Raw genomic sequence first — 20,141 nt, 5'->3', positions numbered from 1 at the left:
CGTGATACCTTTTCCCATTATGGAGACAATTGCACGCGCTGATCTGATAGAGCTCCTCCAGGAGGAGCATGGCTTTTCCCGGCAGCAGGCTACCCTGTTTCTGGAGAAAATGTTTGAGCTGTTCATCCAGACTCTTGAGCAGGGCAAGTCGCTGAAGATCAGCGGCTTCGGTACGTTCGCTGTACGGGATAAAGCAACCCGTCTGGGGCGGAATCCCCTGACAGGGAAAGAGGCCATCATCTCGGCCCGGCGTGTGCCGTTCTTCCGGCCATCCCGTCTTCTGCGGGACAGCGTCAATGGCAGACCATCAGCTCAGGATGCCCATCAATGATGTCCACTGATTCATCTCAGCCTCAGCATGGGGGCTTGAGGACAGCCATCAGCGTTGCAGGGGAGCTGGGGTTGCCTCTGTACCGTCTGCATTCATGGGAAAGTCTTTATCCTGTTTTCAGGGTAAAGCAGGGTGAAGACGGGCAGAGTTATTACGATGAGCAGGCTGTCACGGTCGTGCGCAATATCGCCCGGCTCCTTTATCAGGATGGTGCCAGAAGCCATGAGGTTGTTCCATTGCTGAAGCGTGAGGGGATTATCAGTGATGGCACGCCGCTTTCCGTCTCGGGCGGGGCGGAGACAGCTGGTCACGGCGAAACCTCTTCACCTGACCAGCTGAAGGAGTTGCAGAAGGAAAACAGAACGCTCAGCGATCGTCTTGAGGAGTTTGGTCAGATTGCGCTCTCCCTCAAGACACTGGAAGATGAGAATGCTTCCCTGAAGGAAGCGCTGGAGCAGTCCCGGTCTGCCCCGCAGCCTCAGAAGGACGCAAAGGGTGGTTATGTTGCAGAGCTGGAAGAAGAGAATCTGGCTTTGCAGGAAACGGTTGAGCGTCTGACGGCGGAGACGGCCACGTATCAGCAGGCGGTTACCGATGGGAAGGAGCAGCGGCTCCAGCTGGAGACGCTGCGATCAGAGCTTGCCGGGTTGCGGGCGGAGCGTGACAGGGCGTCGGCCCTGCATGAGGAGCTTGAGGCCGTACGGGCGGACATCAGGCGTCTTGAAACCGAGAACGGGGCGCTGCGTGCGGCTGGGCAGAAGCAGCGTGAAACGGAAGCCACTCAGGGACGTGTTCTGGAAGAGCGTAACGCCGAGTTGCAGAAAACTGTTGATCGCCTGATGGCTGAAGCCAGAGAGCATCAGAAAGAGGCAGAATCCCGGAAGGAACGTTTGAGCCAGCTGGAAGGGCTGCGGGTCAAGCTGGCCGACATGCAGGTCGAACATGGGCGGATACAGACCCTGAGCAGGGAGCTGGAAGAAGCCCGTGCTGAGGCAGAACGGTGCCGGGGGCTGGAAGCTGAAATCGAGACACTGCACAGGGCTGCCATGGAGCAGCAGACAGCGGGTCAGGCCAGACAGCAGGAACTGGAAAAGCAGGCTGCGTCTCTGCGGGAAACTGTTGATCGGCTGAAAGCTGACGCCAGAAAACAGGTGCTGGCAGAAGAAGCCAGGTGGAATGAGGTGCAGGCTCTTCAGGGGCAGTTGAAAACCCTGCAGGCAGAGCATGAGCAGGTGCAGACCTTGCAGTCGGAAGGCGCTGCCCAGCAGAAACAGCTTGCCAGTCGTCTGGAGGCTGTAGGGGCAGAGCGGCAGGAGCTTGTGCGGAAGCTGGAACAGTCTGTTCTGATCATGCAGTCCCTTGAGGATGAAAATGTCCGTCTCAAGCGTTCCCTGAAAGAGAGTGAGGAAAAATTGGCAGCACAGGCTGTCATCGTTGGTAGGGTGGAGCATCTTGAAGCGGAAAATGGCGAGCTGAAGCAGGCGCAGGCCGGGTTTGCCGGTGAGCGTGAACGCCATGCCGAGGCAGTGGAACGTATCCGTACCCTTGAGGGGGAAGGCGTTGTCCTGCAACAGAAGCTGACAGCCCAGGATATGGAAAACCGTCTCCAGGTCCGGCGGAAGGATGAGCTGGACAGGCTGCTGCATGATCTTCTTGGCGAGCTGGCCGAGATGAAAAAAACCCTTACCCTCTGAAAAAATATTAAAAAAAAGCCCCGGGCCATTGCAGGAATGGGCCGGGGCTGCTAGAGCTTCCTCACCGCAGGACGACGGGCAGTAGCGCAGTCTGGTAGCGCATCAGTCTGGGGGACTGGGGGTCGTGGGTTCGAATCCCGCCTGCCCGACCATCTCCTGCGGTTCACTCCCTCACAATATGTCCCGTACGCTGGCCAGAAACCTTGTTGCTGGTCCAGAGTGTCCAGAGCAGGTGCAGGGCTGCCATGATGGCTGGTCCGATGAACAGGCCCATCAGCTGCCATGTTTCCGCACCGCCCAGAATACCCATCAACACCCAGAGGAATGGGACTTTCGTGCTGCCGCCTATCAGGACAGGGCGAATGAAGTGGTCTGCCACGAACAGCACGACGGCACCAATCAGCCAGACGATGGCGGCAGCCAGCATGCTACCCTTGAAGGCGATCAGCAGGCATACGCCTGTCACGGCGATCCAGCCGAGCAGAGGGACCATGGCCGCAATGGCTGTCGCCAGCCCGAAGATGAGCGGCTGTGGGGCCCCGGCAACCACGTAGCACACGCCCATGATGGCCCCTTCACCCAGCCCGACCAGAACCAGGCCGGAAACCGTGCCATGAATGGAAGCAACAATCTGTCGTGCAAGGCTTTCTCCCTGCGCTCCGAAGAGACGCTGCGAGCCGATCATGCATTTCCGGATGATGCTGTCGCCATCCTTCAGCAGGAAGAAAAGTGTCAGCATGGAGAAGCCGAACAGGATTCCCCGGTGCAGGACTTCCGAACCGAACTGTTTGCCCACGGCCATGCCATGTCCCAGATTCAGGGAATGGAACAAATCGTTCAGGGCATCAGGATTGCTGAGATGCTCGGTCCAGAGGGCGGTGGCCGGTCCGGAAGCCACTGGCAGGCGGTCCAGCCAGGCGGGGGCCGGCAGCCCCTGATGGCGGATCGTATCAAGCCACAGGAAAGCCGAATGGATTTCGTCAGCCGTCTTGATGCTGATGAAGGAAACAGGGACGAGGAAGATCAGCGCCAGTACACCGGTAAAGAGCAGGGGAAGCCATATCGTGTGGCCGAACCGCCTTGTCGAGCGTTTGTATAGCGGCCAGAGGGCAATGGCGAAGATGCCGCCCCAGAGGAGGGCTGGCAGCATGTGTCTGAGTGTCCAGAGGGCTGCCAGCACGAAAAACAGTGCCAGAAAACCACGGGCCCGTTTCTGTAGGGTCTTGGAGGGCGGAGAGAGCCGCAGCGGTTGGGTGGTTCTGTGGTGTGGATGGGTCATGGTGCGTGGTGTCCCGGTCAGCGTGCCAGAATGGAATGAAGCAGCCACATCAGTGGGCTGGTCTGGAAAGGGTGGTCATGTGGGGTCACCCGTGTAAAGTTTCTGCCAGAATCAGACTATCCTGCTTATCGAACATCCCAAGTCGAAGGAAAAGGTCCAGAAGGACAAGATTAACGTTAAATTTGAAATCGTCTGTGTCCCGGACCAGCTGGAAGACGTTTCCGACAGGCATGAGATGGAAGGATTCCACTTCACCATCATTGGCCTGGGGAACGAAATCTTCCGGGAGCATGAGATCGTAACAGTAAAGCCGGTCGCGTCGCAGCCCCTCCGGACGTGTCATGGCGTAATGGAGCGTGCTGGCGTGGCTGGCATGGCGGGCAAGGGCGGTGGGGATGGAGGCTTCTTCTCCGGCTTCCTTGACGAGTGTTTCCTCTGGGGTGAGGCCGCTGCTCATCCCGCCGGCAACCAGATGGTCGAGTTTGCCTGGGTCCAGCCGTTTCTGTGGGCTGCGGCGGGCAACCCAGAGGTGCAGCCCCGTTTTTTTCTGGACAAGGCCATTCATGTGGACACCAGAAGCTTCCACACCAAAAACCGGGATCAGAGCCCGGTCAATCTGCCCGATGATTGTTCCATCAGGTGAGCGGACATCAAACCATTCATGGAAGGGCACATAGCGTTCCTGCTCGGCCAGCATGTGGCTTATCTGGGACAGCCCCTGTCCATCGGGCAGGGTGATGTGCCCGTCCCCTATTTCCAGCAGGCCCATCTCGGCAGGAGCGGCCAGCCAGCCAAGGCAGGCAGGGTCGACCAGACCGATGGACAGGCCGTCATGCAGCAGGGGGATGCGCCCCGCCGGGAGGGTGACATTGCGGCACCGCTCAATATGGCGGAGAAAGGGAGCGGCAGCGGAGGACAGCATGGGTTCTCTCTGATGTTCATTCATGATGGCACGGAGGACGGACAGCAGCGGAGAGCCTGCCTGTCTCTGGGGCATCATTCAATTGGCAAAGGCTGGCAGGATGGGAAGGACCGTGTAAAAGCTCCTCCGGCAACAATGCCAGACATGGCAGCAGATCATCTATCAGGTTTTTATGGCATCAACAAAGATCGGACACCTGCCTTTGCGGGCTTTCTGGCGGCTGGTTCGCCCGGCTTCCCTGAGGAGCTGGTTTCTGCGCTTCTTCTGTTCCTGTGTTCTGCTGGTCGTAGAGAGTGTGACGGCCGTTGCCACACCCTGGCTGTTCAGCGACATGGTGGCCCGGCTTTCGGGGAAGGAAGCGGTCATGGCGGCGGTCATGGCCCTGCTGGCGTCCTATACGGTCCTGCGCATGGCAGGTGCTCTGGCCGGGCCGTTGCGCAGCCTGCTCATGGTGCCGGTGAGGACGGCCCTGCGGGAGCGGATCAGCCTGCTGGGGCTGGAGCATGTCCATCAGCTGGGGGCCCGGTTCCATCAGCAGCGGCAGACAGGTGCGCTGACCCGTATCATCGATCGTGGCGCTGATGCTGCCAGCATGATCGTTGACATGACCTTCTCCAACGTCATGCCGAACCTTCTGGGGCTGGCCCTGACTTTTCTGGTCGTCTTGCGCGTTTTTGATGGCTGGTACCTGGTGCTGCTGTGTGCCACGCTGATCCTCTATTCCGCTGTTTCTTTCCTGTTTACCCGCTGGCGGATGCAGGCCAGACGGGAGCGCAATCAGGCGAACAACCATGCACATCGGCATCTGGTGGACAGTCTGCTCAATGCGGACATTGTCCGCATGTTCGGCAATGCCGCCCATGAATGCAGACGGCAGGAGGGGGCCTGGCAGGCGCTGCGCACGGCCGAGGCCCGTTTGCAGGGGCTTGTTGGAGGTTCCCAGGCCATTCGCAACAGTCTGATTGCCCTCGCCACGGCTGTATTGCTGGGGATGGCCATACGGGATATTCATGCGCATCGACTCGGTGTTGCACAATTCGTGTTGATGGGCACGTATCTCCGGAGTGTTTATGCCTCGGTCGGGGCGTTGAATTATGTCGGTGCAGGCTGGCGCAATGCCCGTGTCGACATGGAAGCCTATCTGGAGCTGATGGGGCTGGTACCAGAGATACAGTCTCCGCCAGCGCCTGTCCCCCTGCCTGCCGGACAGGCACATGGCGTGACGCTGGACATGCAGCATGTTTCTTTCGGATATGACCCGGAGCGGCTGATCCTGCGTCATGTCAGTTTCACGCTGGCGGCAGGGAAAATGCTCGCCATTGTCGGGCGGAGCGGGTCCGGAAAGTCCACAGTGGCGAAGCTCGTCAGCCGGCTGTATGACCCGCTGGAAGGAACCGTGCGAATGGAAGGTGTGCCACTTCCGGCACTGTCGCTTGATGCCCTGCGGGGGCAGATCGGCGTGGTGGCGCAGGAGACCTCACTCTTCAATGCCACGATTGCCGAGAATATTGCTTACGGGCGGGCAGGGGCCAGCATAGCGGAGGTCAGGCAGGCAGCCGAGGCGGCCCAGCTTGGTCCTTTTGTGGACAGTCTGCCGGACGGGTTCGATACACTGGTCGGTGAGCGGGGGGTGCGGCTGTCGGGCGGGGAGAGGCAGAGAATGGCGATTGCCCGTGTCATCCTGCGCAATCCCCGTCTGCTTGTGCTGGATGAAGCCACCAGTGCCTTGGACAGTCGGACGGAAGAGGCCATCCAGAAAGAGCTGGAGAGCCTTTCCTCTGGCAGGACAACGCTCGTGATCGCCCATCGTCTCTCCACGATACAGAGGGCAGACCATATCCTTGTGATGGAGAACGGAGAGGTGGTGGAAGAGGGAACCCATCGCCAGCTGTTGGAAAAAGGTGGCATTTATGCAGGAATGTGGAGATTGCAGGCAAGAAGGGGTTCCGTTGAAAGTCATTCGGATGTAGAGGGGTAGCGGGCTGCTTCTGTCGGTATGAAAGGCAGGAAAGACTTGACGTATCAGCGTCAGTAAGTCATAAGCCCGCCTTATTTACGGAACATGCAGGTCTGCCTTGCGGCCCTGCGTATCACAGTATCGAGGAAGTTCTATGTCTCGCCGTTGCCATGTCACGGGCAAAGGGGTACTGACGGGCAATAACGTCAGCCACGCCAACAACAAGTCCCGTCGCCGTTTCCTGCCGAATCTTCAGGAAGCCACGCTCCTGTCCGATATTCTCGAGGCTCCGGTGCGTATGCGCCTTTCCGCCAAGGGGATCCGTACGGTCGAGCATAATGGCGGGCTTGATTCCTTCCTGCTGGGCACACCGAACCGGAAACTGACGCCAGAAGCTCTGGTCATCAAGCGTCGCATCCTGCGTGTGCAGGAGCGCAAGGCTGCCCAGTCAGCTGCCTGATCAGGCAGCTGAAGCCCGTTCTCTCCACAGGACGGGCGGCTGTTCCGGGGTGGCTCTGCCGGGGTAGTCTGTTTTTCTGGTATTCATACAGGGCCTGATGAGGGTGCCCCGGCGCAGGCGGTGGCACCTTTCCTTGCATTTTGGAGGTTTCCCGTGACCGACGACAGCGTTCAGGGCGCGAAGTCCGCTCTCTCAAAGATTCGCAACATCGGTATTACCGCTCACATTGATGCCGGTAAGACGACAACAACAGAGCGTATGCTCTATTACACCGGTATGTCCCATCGTATCGGTGAAGTGCATGACGGGAACACCACAACCGACTACATGGAGCAGGAGCGTGAGCGCGGCATCACCATCACGTCTGCTGCCGTGACCTGCGAGTGGGACGGCCACCGCATCAACATCATCGACACCCCTGGCCATATCGACTTCAACATCGAGGTGAACCGTTCCCTCCGTGTGCTCGATGGCGCCATCTTCGTGATTGAAGGTGTGGCTGGCGTGCAGCCGCAGTCCGAGACCAACTGGCGTCTGGCTGACCGCTACAACGTGCCCCGCATCATCTTCATCAACAAGCTGGACCGTACCGGTGCCGACTTCGACTACGCCTTCAGCACACTGAAGGAGAAGCTGGACATCGTGGCCATTCCGCTTCAGCTGCCGATCGGCTCTGAAGAGAACATGGTCGGTGTGGTGGACCTGGTGGAAATGCGTGCCATCGTCTGGGAAGGCGGTGAGCTGGGCGCCAAGTTCCACTATGAAGAGATTCCGGCCGACATGAAGGAGCGTGCCGAGGAAGCCCGCCAGAACCTGCTCGATACCGCCCTGAGCGTCGATACCGCCGCCATGGAAGAGTATTTCGAGAAGGGTGAGGTGGATGTCGCAACCCTGAAACGCTGTATCAAGAAGGGCACCATCGCTGGTGAGTTCCGTCCTGTGCTGTGCGGTACGGCCTTCAAGAACAAGGGTGTGCAGCCGCTTCTGGATGCCGTGGTTGATTATCTGCCAGCACCGGACGAAGTCGAGGGCATCCGTATTGCTCCGCCGGAAGACAAGGAAGTTGACGAGAGCTTCCTGCCGATCATCCCGGTGGACCCGGAAGGTAAATTTGCTGGTCTGGCCTTCAAGATCATCTCCGACAAGTACGGTACACTAACCTTCGTCCGTGTCTATCGTGGCGTGCTGAACACGGGTGACACCGTATTGAATACCACCAAGGGCACGAAGGAACGCGTTGGCCGCATGTTCCAGATGCACGCTGACAAGCGTCAGGAAGTGAAGTCTGTTGGTGCTGGTGACATTGCTGCCTTCGTTGGTCTGAAAGATACCGTGACAGGTGACACGCTGGCCGATGCAGCTGATCCGGTCATTCTGGAGCGCATGCAGTTCCCGGTTCCGGTGATCGACATTTCTGTCGAGCCGAAGACCAAGGACGCCGTCGAGAAGATGACGCTGGCTCTCCAGAAGCTGACAGCCGAAGATCCGTCCCTGCATCTGCGGACAGACCAGGAAACGGGTCAGACCATTCTTTCCGGTATGGGTGAGCTGCATCTGGACATCATCGTGGACCGTCTGCGCCGTGAATATGGCGTTGATGCCAACATCGGTGCCCCGCAGGTTGCTTACCGTGAGACGATTACCCAGTCCCACACCGAGACCTACACCCACAAGAAGCAGTCCGGTGGTTCCGGTCAGTTCGCTGAGGTGAAGATCACCTTCGAGCCGCTGACGGAGAAGGGTGCCGAGGAGATTCTGTTCGAGAACAAGATCGTCGGTGGTGCCGTGCCGAAGGAATATATCCCGGCTGTCGAAAAGGGCGTGCGCATGCAGTCCACGACGGGTGTGCTGGCTGGCTTCGATACGGTGGGCTTCAAGTTCACTCTGGAAGACGGTAAGTACCACGACGTTGACTCTTCGGCTCTGGCCTTCGAAATCGCTGCCAAGGCCTGCTTCCGTGAAGGTATGAAGAAGGCCGGTCCGGTCATTCTGGAGCCGATCATGGATGTGGAGATCACCACGCCGAACGATCACGTCGGTGACGTGGTGGGTGACCTCAACCGTCGTCGTGGCATCATCCAGAACCAGGAGACCTCGGGTTCCACGGTTCTGATCCGCTCCCAGGTGCCGCTGAAGGAAATGTTCGGGTACATTTCCCATCTGCGCTCTGCCACGAAGGGCCGTGCGTCCTTCACCATGCAGTTCCACCACTACGAGCCGGTGCCTCGTAACGTGCAGGATGAGATCATCGCAGAGCGTAGCTGATACGTTCCCTGCTGACTGTTCTGTGAGGGAGGCCCTCCGCCAGCGTGCTGGCGGGGGGTTTTCTTTTTGCGTCTGCTTGACAGGTATTATGGGATCGTGTTTTTGAGAGGGAACGGTGATGGATTGCCACCGGGTTCCTTGTGGGCCGAACCGCCACCCGGTTGCCGGGGAAGGCTGATGATTCCTGCCAACAGAATTCCTCGCAGTGATCGGTGAGGGTGCGTTAGGGGGAATTTGTCATGTTGTTTTTCCAGAAAAGCGTTTCTTTTTTGTCCCGTCTGTTTCAGTGGTTCTGTGTACTGGTACCGCTGGCAGTTGTGGTGGGCAGTTTTTGCGCTCTTTTCCTCTGGATGCTGGAATGGGTGACGCAATACCGGTTTGACCATCCTGACATTCTCTATGGATTGCCTGTCGCCGGTGTGGCCGTGGCCCTGTCCTATTACTGGTGGGGCGGTCGTGCAGGAGGCGGTAATAATCTCATCCTTGATGAAATCCACAAACCTTCGGAAGGGGTACCGCTGCGCATGGCCCCGCTTGTGTTCATCGGGACAGTGGTCAGTCACCTTTTTGGGGCATCCGTGGGGCGTGAAGGCACTGCCGTGCAGATGGGTGGAAGTCTGGCCAGCAGTTTTGCCCGACTGTTCCGGCTGGACAGCCGCAACACGAGCATTCTGCTGACAGCTGGTGTAGCCTCCGGCCTTGGCGCCGTGTATGGTACGCCCATCACGGGGGCGATCTTTGGTCTGGAGGTCCTGACCCTTGGTACGTTGGATTATTCTGCTCTGCTGCCTGTGGCTGTTACGTCCATCATTGCGGACTGGACATGCCATCAATGGGGGATACATCATGCGGTCTATCCCGTTACATTCAGGGGATTGGCAGCTCCAGGGCAGACGCCTTTCCATGTTGATGCCCTGCTGTGGGTAAAGGTTGCTGTGGCGGCTGTGGCTTTCGGGTTTGCCAGCCGTGCCTTTGCAGAGGGTGTGTACAGGCTTGGTCCGGTCATCAAGAAAATCTGTCCGACACCCTGGTTGCAGCCAGCCATTGGCGGTGTCGTGACCATTCTGCTGGTCTGGCTGCTGGGAACACGGGATTATCTGGGCCTTGGTGTCGTGGCACCGGAGGCGGGCGGAGCGTCCATCGTCAACTTTTTCAGCACGACCCATTATGAGTGGAGCTGGCTGCTGAAGCTGGTTTTCACAGTCCTGGCTCTTGCCACAGGCTACAAGGGAGGAGAGGTTACGCCTCTGTTCTTTGTAGGAGCTGGACTGGGAAATGCCCTTGCACCGGTGCTCGGTGTGCCTGGTGATCTTCTGGCCGGTGTGGGGATGGTGGCCGTGTTCGGTGGAGCCGTCAATACGCCTCTGGCCTGTACGGTCATGGGGGTGGAGCTGTTTGGTGGGACGAACATTGTCTATTACGCCACGGGCTGTTTCATCGCCTATCTCTGCTCAGGGCATACGGGGATTTACCTGTCCCAGAAAGTGGGGGTGCCCAAAATATGGCGACCTGATTTTGTCCCTGGTATAGCGCTGCGCCGTACGAGGGAAGGTATCTGGACAGAAGACTGAACGTTTCCAGAATGGATGGAGAGGAACGTGGGAAGAGTGTGGATCGTCTCCGTTTTGCAAGTCTGTGAGGATAGAAAAAGGGCCTCTTTCCACTGGGAAGGAGGCCCTTTTTCATGGTCGTGTTTCGCCTGATGGAGGAATGTCAGCCGAAGCAGTGATTGGCGTGCATGATGGCCACGCCGACCTCCCGGAGCAGGTCGAAGGCGTTTTGCAGTGGCTGGAATATCTCCCGATGCTCACGGGCAAAGCCCTGTGCCACACCAGCGCCACCCGGTTCACCGAAATCGAGATCGGCAATGCTGGGGGCCGTGATGGGGAAGAGGTCATCCAGCAGGCGGAGAGCCCGTGGCACATCAAGACACAGGATGAGTGTCGTGATGGCTTCCCGTGTCAGAGTACCACGGGGACCGAAATAGGGGATGTGTGTTCCCAGGGTCCAGATGCGGTCCATCAGAGCAAAGCGGATGACGTGCAGGAGCTTTTCATCCACATCCATGCGAGGGGCTTCAGGCCATGCAGAGCGCAGGGCGATATCTTCCCTCTGGATGCGCCGGAACAGGGCCGGGACGCTCTTCCAGAATTCCAGCTCCTCAAGGTCACGGGCAATGTTGAGGAAATGGACCCGATCATCAGCATTGTCGCAGTCCGCAGCCCGGTTCAGCCATGTGCCGGGGTCCAGCTGATGGATGGTGGCCCGGAGGACATCAAGGTCTGAATGGTTCAGAGCCTGGGAGGCAAAATCCATAAGCTGGCGGAAGCGGGGCGAGCTGTGACGCAACCGTTCAAACTGCTCTGTATGGCGGCGGGCAGCACTGCCGAGACCATGCAGGACATTGGCCCACCAGCCCAGCTGCTGGAGAATGGCATTGTTGGGGATGGCCCGGATCTGGCTTGGATGGGTTATGCGTGTTACCCGTGCTGTATCGGACTGACGTGCAGAGGGGCGGGAGCCGGTCTTGTCCACCAGCGCAGGGCCGAAGGCGCTGAGGAGGGCGGTATAGCCCGGGTCGTTCACCAGGTCACCCATCTTCAGGGCGATGGTGGAGAAGAAGTCCATGGCGAAATCGGGTTTGCTGAAAAGTGGATCATTCAGCTTGTCAGCCGCAATGGGCTCGCCCTGGGCTGCCACGAATTCAGCCAGCGTTGCAATGGTGGAGGCCGCCAGCCTGTCCGTACCGAAGGCGAGGTAGCCGTCCCCTCCCTGAAACGCAGCTTCAACCCGGCTTGTAATGCCCGCCTTGTGCAGCGCCTGCCTTGTGTTGGCCGGAGAGAAATATTCCAGACGCTCTTTCAGGCTGAAAGGATGGGCACCGCGGCCAATGCTTTCACCATGGGTATCGAACATGGTCAGGGCGATGTCTTCCAGCCCATGTTCTTTCATCAGCTCCAGTGTCCGCAGGCGCAGGCGTTCCACCATGGGGCCGGCCGCCAGCTGGCCGACATAACGCCCGGAATCCGAATAACCGAACTGGAGGGACAGGCGCCCATTGGCCCGGAGATAGGCCCGCCAGTGTGGTGAGCGGAAGGCTTCCTCCAGAATCTCGGCACCGTTCTCCAGAGCCGTTTCCGTTTCGAAGAGTGGGGAAATCTCGATCTGGTCATCACGGATGCCAAAGAGCCGGGCCAGCCACAGCGTGGCCAGCAGGGTGTAGCCGCTTTCCGTCTCGGCAATCAGGAAGCGGATGGGGGAGCCGGAATCCACATGTTTGAGGATTTGCGCCATCGTCATCATCAGGCGTGAGGCGGCACTGGGCTCTACCAGCAGGGCCCCGAAATCGATGGCCAGCGGCTTGAGGTCATCCATGGCGGCATCAATATGGGAGAGAAGCGCCCGACGATGGAAAGGCAGGGTCGGATCATCTGTCAGGCCCAGCCTTGTACGGGCCACGTTGTAAATCTGGGCTGCATTGAGGCGGGTATGGATGTGGGACAGTCCAAGCCCGTGATTGAGGAACCCCGTACGCATGACATCCAGCCGATGGGCTTTTTCACCATCCAGCCGGGCTGCCTCCTCACGGAAGAGAGGGCGTAGCTCATCAGCATTGAGCAGGGCCGTTTCCCGCAGGTCGATGAGGACATGGGCGAAGCGGGCGATGTCTTCCGGTTTCATAGTCTGGCCGGGGACAGAGCGGGGGCAGATGTCACGCTGCTTTTGCGTGGCGGCAAGGGCTTCGGCCACACGCCGGCTCAGCACACCTTCTTTCAGCCCGATCTGTTCCAGTCCTTCAAGCAGACGTTCCAGCTGGGCAATCTTGAGGCCAAGACGGATGCGGATGGTGTCCCACCAGCCAATGTCATTGCGGCCATCCGTATCGAACCCGACCCAGCTGGCCAGCCGGACAGGGGCAGGGGTCAGCTCGTTGGCTTCAGGCCAGCGGCGACGGGCTGTCTGGAGGATCTCCATGGTAAGGCTGTCCAGCGCATCCCGCCCACGGGTGATGGCAGCCAGGGCAAGAGACTGTTCTTCATCCAGTGTTGGAGGCGCACTGCGGCGATGCGTCGGCAGGGTGGGAACAGGGCAGGACGGATCCTCCGCCCGGCGGGCCAGAAGTTCGTACACATCATTGGCCAGAGCGAAGGTGGGATGAGCGGTGAAGACAGCAGCAAAACCGGTGACGGAGAGGTCATCCGGTGTCCGTGCCTGTGCGACAAGCTGCTCGGCGACCTTGCGCAGCCGGGGCTCCGGCGGGCATTCGGCTCCGTCATGCTCCAGCCCCACATACCGGCGCAGGGCGTCGGCCCGGGTCATGAAGTTGCGGTCCCGTAACAGACGTACGGTCTGACCGATTGCTTCCAGACCATTTTCCGTACCTGCCTTTTTCGCAAGGGAAATGATCAGGTTGGAAAAATCATGCGGAGAGTATGTCAGCGCAGTGGTGCAGGATTCAATCAGTTCAGCAGGCGATGCGTCAGTCTGGGAGGCGCAATCTGGCATGGGGAACAGTCTCGCTTGTCTTGGTCTCATATGGGCCGGGAACGGTGTGGCTCCATCGCCGGCGTGATCGTTCCTGTATAGGCTCAATTGTGATAAAGCGCCAAGTCTTGTTAATAAGAAGTGCTTTCTGTTCGGCCTGCCTGAAGTTGGCAGGAGGGCGGCAACCAACGGTCATGCAGGAGGGCAGTCCATCGTCATGTTTCTTCCGGTGAGGAAAAACGGGGTCTCTCTCTGGGCAGGCCTGTTGCTGGTGGGGACGTCCGTGCTGGCTGTCATCAGCCGTCTGAGCGTCTGGCAGAAGCTGTTTGGCCCCTCACTCTGGTTGGAAATGCTGCGGGCTGGCAGCCAGGCGGGTGTCGTGGGGGGGCTTGCAGACTGGTTTGCCGTTACGGCCCTGTTCCGGCATCCTCTTGGGCTTCCCATACCGCATACGGCCATCCTGCCACAGAGAAAGGCCCAGCTGGGGGATGCGCTGGGCCGTTTCATGGCTGAGCATTTCCTGACAGAAGAAGAAATGCTGCGCCTGCTGGAAGGTGCCGATCTGCCAGCGGCCTTGGCCCGTCTTCTTCAGAAAAAGGAGACGGAAGAGGTTCTGCTGCGTCACCTTCGTGGTCTGGCCCCGGCGGTGTTGGAGCGCATCGGGGATGGACGGGGAGGCTCTTTTCTGGTCACCCTCTTTCCGACCCTAATGAAAAGGGATGACGTTACGGCACTTGTCATCCGTGCCCTGAGAGCCATGGTGGATGAGGATATCCATCAGGAAGTCTTTTCTTTCTTTCTGGCGCAGTTCAAGGAGTTGGTCAGCACGAAGGAGGATGACCTGCACCGGTTTGTGGAGAGGCGGGTGCGTGAGCAGGGGGGGCGGCTGGTTGGCTGGGCCATCGGGGCCTCGGTGGCCACGCAGGTGCTGACAGCCCTGAAGGCGGAGCTGGGCCGGGTGGACCCCATGGATTCCGATATCCGGCATGGGTTTACACGCTGGGTAAAACGGAAAATCCAGGATCTGGACGATGACCCGGAGAGCGCCCGTCAGCTCATGGGCAGCATCACGTCTTTTTTCGCACACGAGAGTGTGAAGGAATGGGGTGGCGGTTTGTGGCGGCGGCTCTGCCTGATGGTGGAGGAAGATAGTCGGCGGGATGATGGGTTGAGTACGCAGGCACTGCGGACCGCCTACCAGCAGCTGACGGGGACGCTCCTGCAAAGGACAGACCTGGCCAGCCAGCTGGACAGGGCGGTCCGGCAGGCTATCGTGAAATCCCTGCCGCAGATGCGGAAGAATGTAGCGGGGATGATTGCCCGTGTTATCGGACGCTGGGATGCCAGGAGCCTGTCAGCCCGGCTGGAGGCTGGTATCGGGAAAGATCTGGCCTATATTCGTGTCAATGGCACTGTCGTCGGCTTTGTGATAGGTGCCGTGCTGGAGGGGCTGCTTGTCTGTCTTGTTCCGTGATTGGGTATTTTTAACAAAATATGAAAAACGCTTTATCCTGGCGGCACATAAGGCTTGACCATCGGGAAAATATGGGTCACTCCCTTGAATGGGGACCTATTGGGTCTTAAATAGAGAATCATTGATATAGGATGTAGGTTTTTCATTGTGCTGAGACTGTCCAAACTGGCTGATTATGCGACCGTTGTTCTCGTGCGTCTTGGTGTGCGTGGTGATCTGGCCACGGCAGCGTCTTTGGCGCAGGAGACGGGGGTGCCAGAGCCAACAGTTGCCAAACTGTTGAAAGGGCTGGCAGCAGGTGGGCTGGTTGTCTCTTTCCGTGGTGCCCGGGGCGGCTATCGCTTGGCCGAGGAGCTGGCCGACATCTCCGTGGCCCGGGTCATCAGCGTGGTGGATGGTCCCATCTGCGTGACAGCCTGCTGTGATGGCAAGGAATGTGCACATGGTGAGACCTGCGGTCTGTCCGGGCAGTGGGATATGGTCAATGCAGCGGTCCGGCAGGCCCTGGAGACCATCACTCTGGCCGATATGGCCAACCCCGATCTGAAATTCGATCCGTCCTCTGCCACATCGGTGGAAGCGACAATGCATAGGCCTGAGGAACAGGGAGAATGTCATGCCGGCTGTGTCAGAAACCCGTGAAGCGGTCGAGAAACTGGCAAAGTCCAATTACGAATGGGGCTTTGAGACCAATGTGGAGATGGACCTCGCCCCGAAGGGGCTGAATGAGGACATCGTCCGGCTGATTTCTGCCCGCAAGAAAGAGCCGCAGTGGATGCTGGACTGGCGGCTGAAGGCCTTCCGTGCCTGGCAGGACATGAGCGAACCGGACTGGGCGAAGATCAAGCATCCGCCGATCGACTATCAGGACGCCCATTACTTCGCCCAGCCGAAGAAGAAATCAGGCCCGAAGAGCCTTGATGAGGTCGATCCCGAACTGCTCAGGACATATGAGAAGCTCGGCATCCCCCTGCATGAGCAGGAAATGCTGGCCGGCGTGGAAGGGGCAGGGCAGAAGACACCCGTTGCTGTTGATGCGGTGTTTGACAGCGTGTCCGTGGCCACGACCTTCCGCAAGACCCTGGCCGAGGCCGGGGTGATTTTCTGCCCGATTTCCGAAGCCATCATCGAGCATCCCGAGCTGGTGAAGAAATACCTGGGCACGGTCGTGCCAGTGGCGGACAATTTCTTCTCGGCCCTGAACTCGGCCGTCTTTACCGATGGTTCCTTCGTGTACGTGCCCAAGGGGGTGCGTTGCCCGATGGAGCTGTCCACCTATTTCCGCATCAATGCCCGCAATACGGGGCAGTTTGAGCGGACGCTGATCATTGCCGAGGACCAGGCCACTGTTTCCTATCTGGAAGGCTGCACGGCCCCGCAGCGTGATGAGAACCAGCTTCATGCCGCCGTGGTCGAGCTGGTGGCGATGGAAGATGCCTTCATCAAATATTCCACGGTGCAGAACTGGTACCCGGGGGATGAGAACGGCAAGGGCGGCATCTACAACTTCGTGACCAAGCGGGGCATCTGCAAAGGTGATCGTGCCCGCATCTCATGGACACAGGTCGAAACCGGCTCTGCCATCACGTGGAAGTATCCGTCCTGCATTCTGGCGGGGAAGGGTTCTGTTGGTGAGTTCTATTCCGTTGCGGTGACGAACGGACATCAGCAGGCCGATACGGGTACGAAGATGATCCATCTCGCCCCGGATACACGGTCCACCATCGTGGCGAAGACCATATCCGCCGGACAGTCGGACAGCACCTATCGTGGGCTTGTCCGGATGCAGCCCAAGGCTCGCAACGGTCGGAACTTCACGCAGTGTGACAGCCTGCTGATCGGTGACCAGTGCGGTGCCCATACAGTGCCTTACATCGAGAGCCGCAACATGAGTGCGCGCATCGAGCATGAGGCGACGACATCCAAGATTTCCGAGGACCAGCTCTTCTACTGCCGGTCCCGTGGTTTTTCAGAAGAAGAAGCCGTTGGCCTGATCGTGAACGGTTTCTGCCGGGAAGTCCTCAAGGAACTTCCGATGGAATTTGCTGTGGAAGCACAGAAGCTGCTTCAGATCAGCCTGGAAGGGAGCGTTGGTTGAGCTATGAGTGATTTTCTGAAGATTGAGGGGCTGAAGGCCCAGATCGATGCTGACGGCACCCCCAAGGAAATTCTGAAGGGTCTGGACCTCACGATCCCCAAGGGAGAGGTTCACGCCATCATGGGGCCGAACGGCTCTGGCAAGTCCACGCTCTCCTATGTTCTGGCGGGGCGTGAGGATTACGAGGTGACAGGTGGTTCCGCCCATTTCAAGGGGCAGGACCTGCTGGAGCTGGAGCCGGAAGAACGCGCGGCACTGGGTGTGTTTCTGGCCTTCCAGTCCCCGGTGGAACTGCCCGGTGTCAACAACGCCAACTTCCTGCGGACGGCAGTAAACGCCGTGCGCAAGGCCCGTGGTGAGGAGGAGCTGGATGCCGTGTCCTTCCTCAAGCTGGCACGGGAGGAAACCAGCCGCCTTTCCATGTCCGGCGAGATGCTCAAGCGGGCCGTGAATGTCGGCTTCTCCGGTGGTGAGAAGAAGCGCAACGAGGTGCTCCAGATGCGCCTGCTCAAGCCTTCTCTGGCCATTCTGGACGAGACGGACAGCGGGCTGGACATCGATGCGCTGCGTATCGTGGCGGAGGGTGTGAACTCCCTGCGTGGGCCGGACTTCTCATCACTGGTGATTACCCATCACCAGCGTCTGCTGGAATATATCGTGCCGGACCGTGTGCATGTCATGGCGCACGGACGCATCATCCATAGTGGCGGCCCGGAAGTGGCAACACTGCTGGAAAAACAGGGCTACAAACAGTTTCTTGAGGCGGCAGCGTGAGTGAGAACAGTGCAGCAGCCTGGCAGGCCCTGACGGGGCGTGCCGGAGAGCGTGCAGCCCTGCTGGGAGCGGAAGGGCTGCCAACACGTCGGGTGGAGGCATGGCATTACACGCCACTCCAGTCCCTGAACGGGATTGCCTGGCAGGAGGCTCCAGCCCTTGAAGCCGCCACCGTGAAGCAGCGTGTGGAAGGCCTGAACCTGCCAGAGCATGATGGCCTGCTGGTCTTTGCCAATGGCCGTTTCTGCAAGGAGCTGTCCCACCTGCCAGACTGCATGGACGTGCAGGAATATGGTGACGGTTCTGCCGTGCAGCCGCTGCTGGCGGGGCGTTTCTCTGCCGGTCTGAATGCGGCCCTCCGTCAGCCGGGGGCACGGCTTCATGTTCCGGCCGGGACGGATGCCGGGCTGATCGTCATGGTCAGCCTGACGGAAGGGGATGGCGTGTCCACCCATCTTCATCACAGTGTCACGCTGGATGAGGGGGCGCAGCTGACCCTGCTGGATGTCCAGCTTGGCACGGGGCAGTATCTGACCAATCCGCAGGTGGATGTCCATTGTGCGGACAAGGCGCATCTCAGCCACATCACGCAGCAGGCTGAAAGCCATGAGGCCGCCCGTCTGGCCATTGTCGGGGCCCGTGTGGGTGAGCGTGGCAATTATGACAGCTTCACGCTCAATCAGGGGGGCGTGCTGGCCCGTCAGGAAGTCGTCACCCAGCTGTCTGGCCCGTTCAGCAACACGAACGTCAATGCGATCCAGCTTGTCGATGGTGCCCGGCTGAATGACCTGTCTTCCATGATCCATCATGCGTCACCGGACTGCACGTCCCGCCAGACGGTGCGGAGCGTGCTGTCGGAAAACGGACAGGGTGTCTTCCAGGGGAAGATTCTGGTGGACCGGATCGCCCAGAAGACTGATGGCTACCAGATGAACCAGGCCCTGCTCCTGTCCGAAAAGGCACAGATGAACAGCAAGCCGGAGCTTGAGATTTACGCTGATGACGTCAAGTGCAGCCACGGTGCGACCGTCGGTGCGCTGGATGAGGACCAGCTTTTCTATCTCCGTTCCCGTGGGGTCCAGGAGGAGCAGGCCCGTGACATGCTGGTTCAGGCCTTCCTTCTGGAAACGGTGGAACTGGTGGAGCATGAAAGCCTGCGGGACTATTTGCTGAAAGCGTTGCCCGGCCATGTCTGATAACGTGCGTGCCCGCTTCCCCATCCTGTCCGAAACGGCTCATGGCCGTCCGCTGGTCTTTCTGGACAGCGCAGCCTCTGCCCAGAAGCCGGACTGTGTCATCGAGGCGATGAGCGAAGCGGCACGGCACTGTTACGCCAATATCCATCGTGGTCTGTATGACATGAGCGAGCGAACCACGCAGGCTTATGAAGCCGTGCGTGATGATGTGGCCCGGTTCCTCAATGCGGCGGACCGGCGGGAGATCGTGTTTACCAAGAACAGCACGGAGGGCCTCAATCTGCTGGCCCATTCGCTGGGCAGCCAGCTTAGGCCCGGTCAGGCCGTGCTGATCTCCGCTCTGGAGCACCATGCCAACATCGTGCCGTGGCTCATGCTGCGGGACAGGCTGGGCATCGAGCTGCGTGTGGCCCCCATCAATGCGGATGGGGACATCGATCTTGCCGCTTATGAAGAGCTGCTGGGTGATGGCCGTGTTGCGCTGGTTTCCGTCACGCACATGTCCAACGTGCTGGGGACCATCACGCCTGTGAAAAAGCTGGCGGAGCTGGCCCACAGGCACGGGGCGAAAGTCATCGTGGATGGCTCCCAGTCCATCGTCCACCGCAGGGTGGACGTGCAGGCTCTGGGGGCGGATTTCTTCGTCTTTACCGGCCACAAGCTTTATGGGCCTACGGGTGTCGGCATCCTCTGGGGCAGGCTGCCCCTGCTGGAGGAGATGCCGCCTTTTCTGGGTGGAGGGGACATGATCCGCTCCGTCTCGTTCGAGAAGGCAAGCTGGGCCGATGCGCCGCACAAATTCGAGGCTGGCACGCCCGCCATTCTGGAAGTGCTGGGTCTGGGAGCCGCCATCCGTTTCGTGGAGGAGCTGGGGGCAGACGTGATTGAAGCACATGAGCGTGATCTGGTCTCTTATGCCCAGAAGGTGCTTGAAAAGACGGATGGTGTGAGCATCATGGGAAACCCGGTGGAGCGGGGCGGTGTCTTCTCACTTCAGGTGGAGGGGGCACACCCGCATGATCTTGCCGTGCTGCTGGATCAGCAGGGCATTGCCATCCGGGCCGGGCAGCATTGTGCTGAACCGCTGATGCAGGAGCTGGGCGTGCAGGCAACCGCCAGAGCCAGTTTTGCCATTTATACGACACGTGACGAGATAGACGCTCTGGCCCACGGCATTGAGCGTGCGCGTGCCTTACTTGCGTGAGG

At 59.3% G+C, this 20,141-nt stretch carries 15 protein-coding genes, 1 tRNA gene and 1 riboswitch; of the genes, 13 read left to right on the top strand and 3 right to left on the bottom strand.

What is annotated here, in order from left to right; genetic code table 11:
* Positions 1–19: 19 nt before the first annotated feature.
* From ASO19_RS05925 to ASO19_RS05915, 3 genes are all read left to right on the top strand, one after another.
* Entirely contained in the window at positions 20–331 is a 312-nt protein-coding gene (locus ASO19_RS05925) for an integration host factor subunit alpha (protein ID WP_043561110.1), read from the top strand.
* Positions 328–2,025, top strand: a complete 1,698-nt coding sequence (locus ASO19_RS05920) for a MerR family transcriptional regulator (protein ID WP_103765586.1) — start codon at positions 328–330, stop codon at positions 2,023–2,025. Before ASO19_RS05925 ends, ASO19_RS05920 begins: the two co-directional genes overlap by 4 nt.
* Before the next feature lie 75 nt (positions 2,026–2,100).
* Positions 2,101–2,177 (top strand) — tRNA-Pro (locus ASO19_RS05915).
* 11 nt (positions 2,178–2,188) lie between these two features.
* Here ASO19_RS05915 and ASO19_RS05910 read toward each other — a convergent pair.
* Both ASO19_RS05910 and ASO19_RS05905 read right to left on the bottom strand, forming a co-directional pair.
* The gene (locus tag ASO19_RS05910; protein WP_043561113.1) at positions 2,189–3,304 is read right to left on the bottom strand and encodes an AI-2E family transporter; all 1,116 of its coding nucleotides are present in this window, start codon (positions 3,302–3,304) and stop codon (positions 2,189–2,191) included.
* Between the two features lie 85 nt (positions 3,305–3,389).
* The gene (locus tag ASO19_RS05905) at positions 3,390–4,226 is read right to left on the bottom strand and encodes an NUDIX hydrolase (protein WP_103765616.1); all 837 of its coding nucleotides are present in this window, start codon (positions 4,224–4,226) and stop codon (positions 3,390–3,392) included.
* A gap of 172 nt (positions 4,227–4,398) precedes the next feature.
* On the opposite strand from ASO19_RS05905, the gene ASO19_RS05900 reads away from it, so the two are divergent.
* The 4 genes from ASO19_RS05900 (at position 4,399) to ASO19_RS05885 (ending at position 10,479) form a co-directional block, all read left to right on the top strand.
* Entirely contained in the window at positions 4,399–6,204 is a 1,806-nt protein-coding gene (locus tag ASO19_RS05900; protein WP_103765585.1) for an ABCB family ABC transporter ATP-binding protein/permease, read from the top strand.
* A gap of 133 nt (positions 6,205–6,337) precedes the next feature.
* Entirely contained in the window at positions 6,338–6,643 is a 306-nt protein-coding gene (rpmB, locus tag ASO19_RS05895) for a 50S ribosomal protein L28 (RefSeq protein WP_043559888.1), read from the top strand.
* A 153-nt stretch (positions 6,644–6,796) separates the two neighbouring features.
* Positions 6,797–8,908, top strand: coding sequence for an elongation factor G (fusA, locus tag ASO19_RS05890; protein ID WP_043559890.1), 2,112 nt, complete (start codon positions 6,797–6,799; stop codon positions 8,906–8,908).
* Positions 8,909–9,013: 105 nt separating this feature from the next.
* Positions 9,014–9,102: riboswitch (Fluoride riboswitch) on the top strand.
* A 45-nt stretch (positions 9,103–9,147) separates the two neighbouring features.
* Positions 9,148–10,479, top strand: a complete 1,332-nt coding sequence (locus tag ASO19_RS05885) for a voltage-gated chloride channel family protein (protein WP_086431459.1) — start codon at positions 9,148–9,150, stop codon at positions 10,477–10,479.
* A gap of 142 nt (positions 10,480–10,621) precedes the next feature.
* Here the strand turns inward: ASO19_RS05885 and ASO19_RS05880 are convergent, their stop codons facing one another.
* The gene (locus ASO19_RS05880) at positions 10,622–13,414 is read right to left on the bottom strand and encodes a phosphoenolpyruvate carboxylase (RefSeq protein WP_103765584.1); all 2,793 of its coding nucleotides are present in this window, start codon (positions 13,412–13,414) and stop codon (positions 10,622–10,624) included.
* 196 nt (positions 13,415–13,610) lie between these two features.
* Between ASO19_RS05880 and ASO19_RS05875 the strand changes: the two genes are divergently transcribed.
* The 6 genes from ASO19_RS05875 to ASO19_RS05850 all read left to right on the top strand — a co-directional run bounded on the left by ASO19_RS05875 (position 13,611) and on the right by ASO19_RS05850 (position 20,139).
* Entirely contained in the window at positions 13,611–14,867 is a 1,257-nt protein-coding gene (locus ASO19_RS05875) for a DUF445 domain-containing protein (RefSeq protein WP_103765583.1), read from the top strand.
* 147 nt (positions 14,868–15,014) lie between these two features.
* Complete coding sequence (locus ASO19_RS05870) at positions 15,015–15,509, top strand: SUF system Fe-S cluster assembly regulator (RefSeq protein WP_081563234.1); 495 nt, start codon at positions 15,015–15,017, stop codon at positions 15,507–15,509.
* Positions 15,484–16,965, top strand: a complete 1,482-nt coding sequence (gene sufB / locus ASO19_RS05865) for a Fe-S cluster assembly protein SufB (RefSeq protein WP_086441718.1) — start codon at positions 15,484–15,486, stop codon at positions 16,963–16,965. The genes ASO19_RS05870 and sufB overlap by 26 nt, the downstream gene beginning before the upstream one ends.
* 3 nt (positions 16,966–16,968) lie before the next feature.
* Positions 16,969–17,739 carry a Fe-S cluster assembly ATPase SufC gene (gene sufC, locus ASO19_RS05860; protein WP_043559896.1) on the top strand — a complete coding sequence of 257 codons (771 nt, stop codon included), beginning with the start codon at positions 16,969–16,971 and terminating at the stop codon, positions 17,737–17,739.
* Positions 17,736–18,935, top strand: a complete 1,200-nt coding sequence (sufD, locus tag ASO19_RS05855) for a Fe-S cluster assembly protein SufD (protein ID WP_086431456.1) — start codon at positions 17,736–17,738, stop codon at positions 18,933–18,935. Before sufC ends, sufD begins: the two co-directional genes overlap by 4 nt.
* Positions 18,928–20,139, top strand: coding sequence for an aminotransferase class V-fold PLP-dependent enzyme (locus ASO19_RS05850; RefSeq protein ID WP_043559898.1), 1,212 nt, complete (start codon positions 18,928–18,930; stop codon positions 20,137–20,139). The genes sufD and ASO19_RS05850 overlap by 8 nt, the downstream gene beginning before the upstream one ends.
* Positions 20,140–20,141: the final 2 nt, after the last annotated feature.

This window comes from Parasaccharibacter apium (assembly GCF_002917995.1).
GTDB classification, from domain to species: Bacteria; Pseudomonadota; Alphaproteobacteria; order Acetobacterales; family Acetobacteraceae; genus Bombella; species Bombella apis.
Note: the sequence above shows the minus strand (reverse complement) of the source record. Positions and strands in the feature narration are given on the sequence as shown.

Bases quoted from the DNA above. Each gene is read 5' to 3' on its own strand.
- rpmB (WP_043559888.1), top strand. From the start codon at position 6,338: ATGTCTCGCCGTTGCCATGTCACGGGCAAAGGGGTACTGACGGGCAAT.
- sufB (WP_086441718.1), top strand. From the start codon at position 15,484: ATGCCGGCTGTGTCAGAAACCCGTGAAGCGGTCGAGAAACTGGCAAAG.
- ASO19_RS05910 (WP_043561113.1), bottom strand. From the start codon at position 3,304: ATGACCCATCCACACCACAGAACCACCCAACCGCTGCGGCTCTCTCCG.
- ASO19_RS05905 (WP_103765616.1), bottom strand. From the start codon at position 4,226: ATGCTGTCCTCCGCTGCCGCTCCCTTTCTCCGCCATATTGAGCGGTGC.
- ASO19_RS05875 (WP_103765583.1), top strand. From the start codon at position 13,611: ATGTTTCTTCCGGTGAGGAAAAACGGGGTCTCTCTCTGGGCAGGCCTG.
- ASO19_RS05885 (WP_086431459.1), top strand. From the start codon at position 9,148: ATGTTGTTTTTCCAGAAAAGCGTTTCTTTTTTGTCCCGTCTGTTTCAG.
- ASO19_RS05920 (WP_103765586.1), top strand. From the start codon at position 328: ATGATGTCCACTGATTCATCTCAGCCTCAGCATGGGGGCTTGAGGACA.
- ASO19_RS05850 (WP_043559898.1), top strand. From the start codon at position 18,928: ATGTCTGATAACGTGCGTGCCCGCTTCCCCATCCTGTCCGAAACGGCT.
- ASO19_RS05880 (WP_103765584.1), bottom strand. From the start codon at position 13,414: ATGCCAGATTGCGCCTCCCAGACTGACGCATCGCCTGCTGAACTGATT.
- ASO19_RS05900 (WP_103765585.1), top strand. From the start codon at position 4,399: ATGGCATCAACAAAGATCGGACACCTGCCTTTGCGGGCTTTCTGGCGG.
- ASO19_RS05925 (WP_043561110.1), top strand. From the start codon at position 20: ATGGAGACAATTGCACGCGCTGATCTGATAGAGCTCCTCCAGGAGGAG.
- sufC (WP_043559896.1), top strand. From the start codon at position 16,969: ATGAGTGATTTTCTGAAGATTGAGGGGCTGAAGGCCCAGATCGATGCT.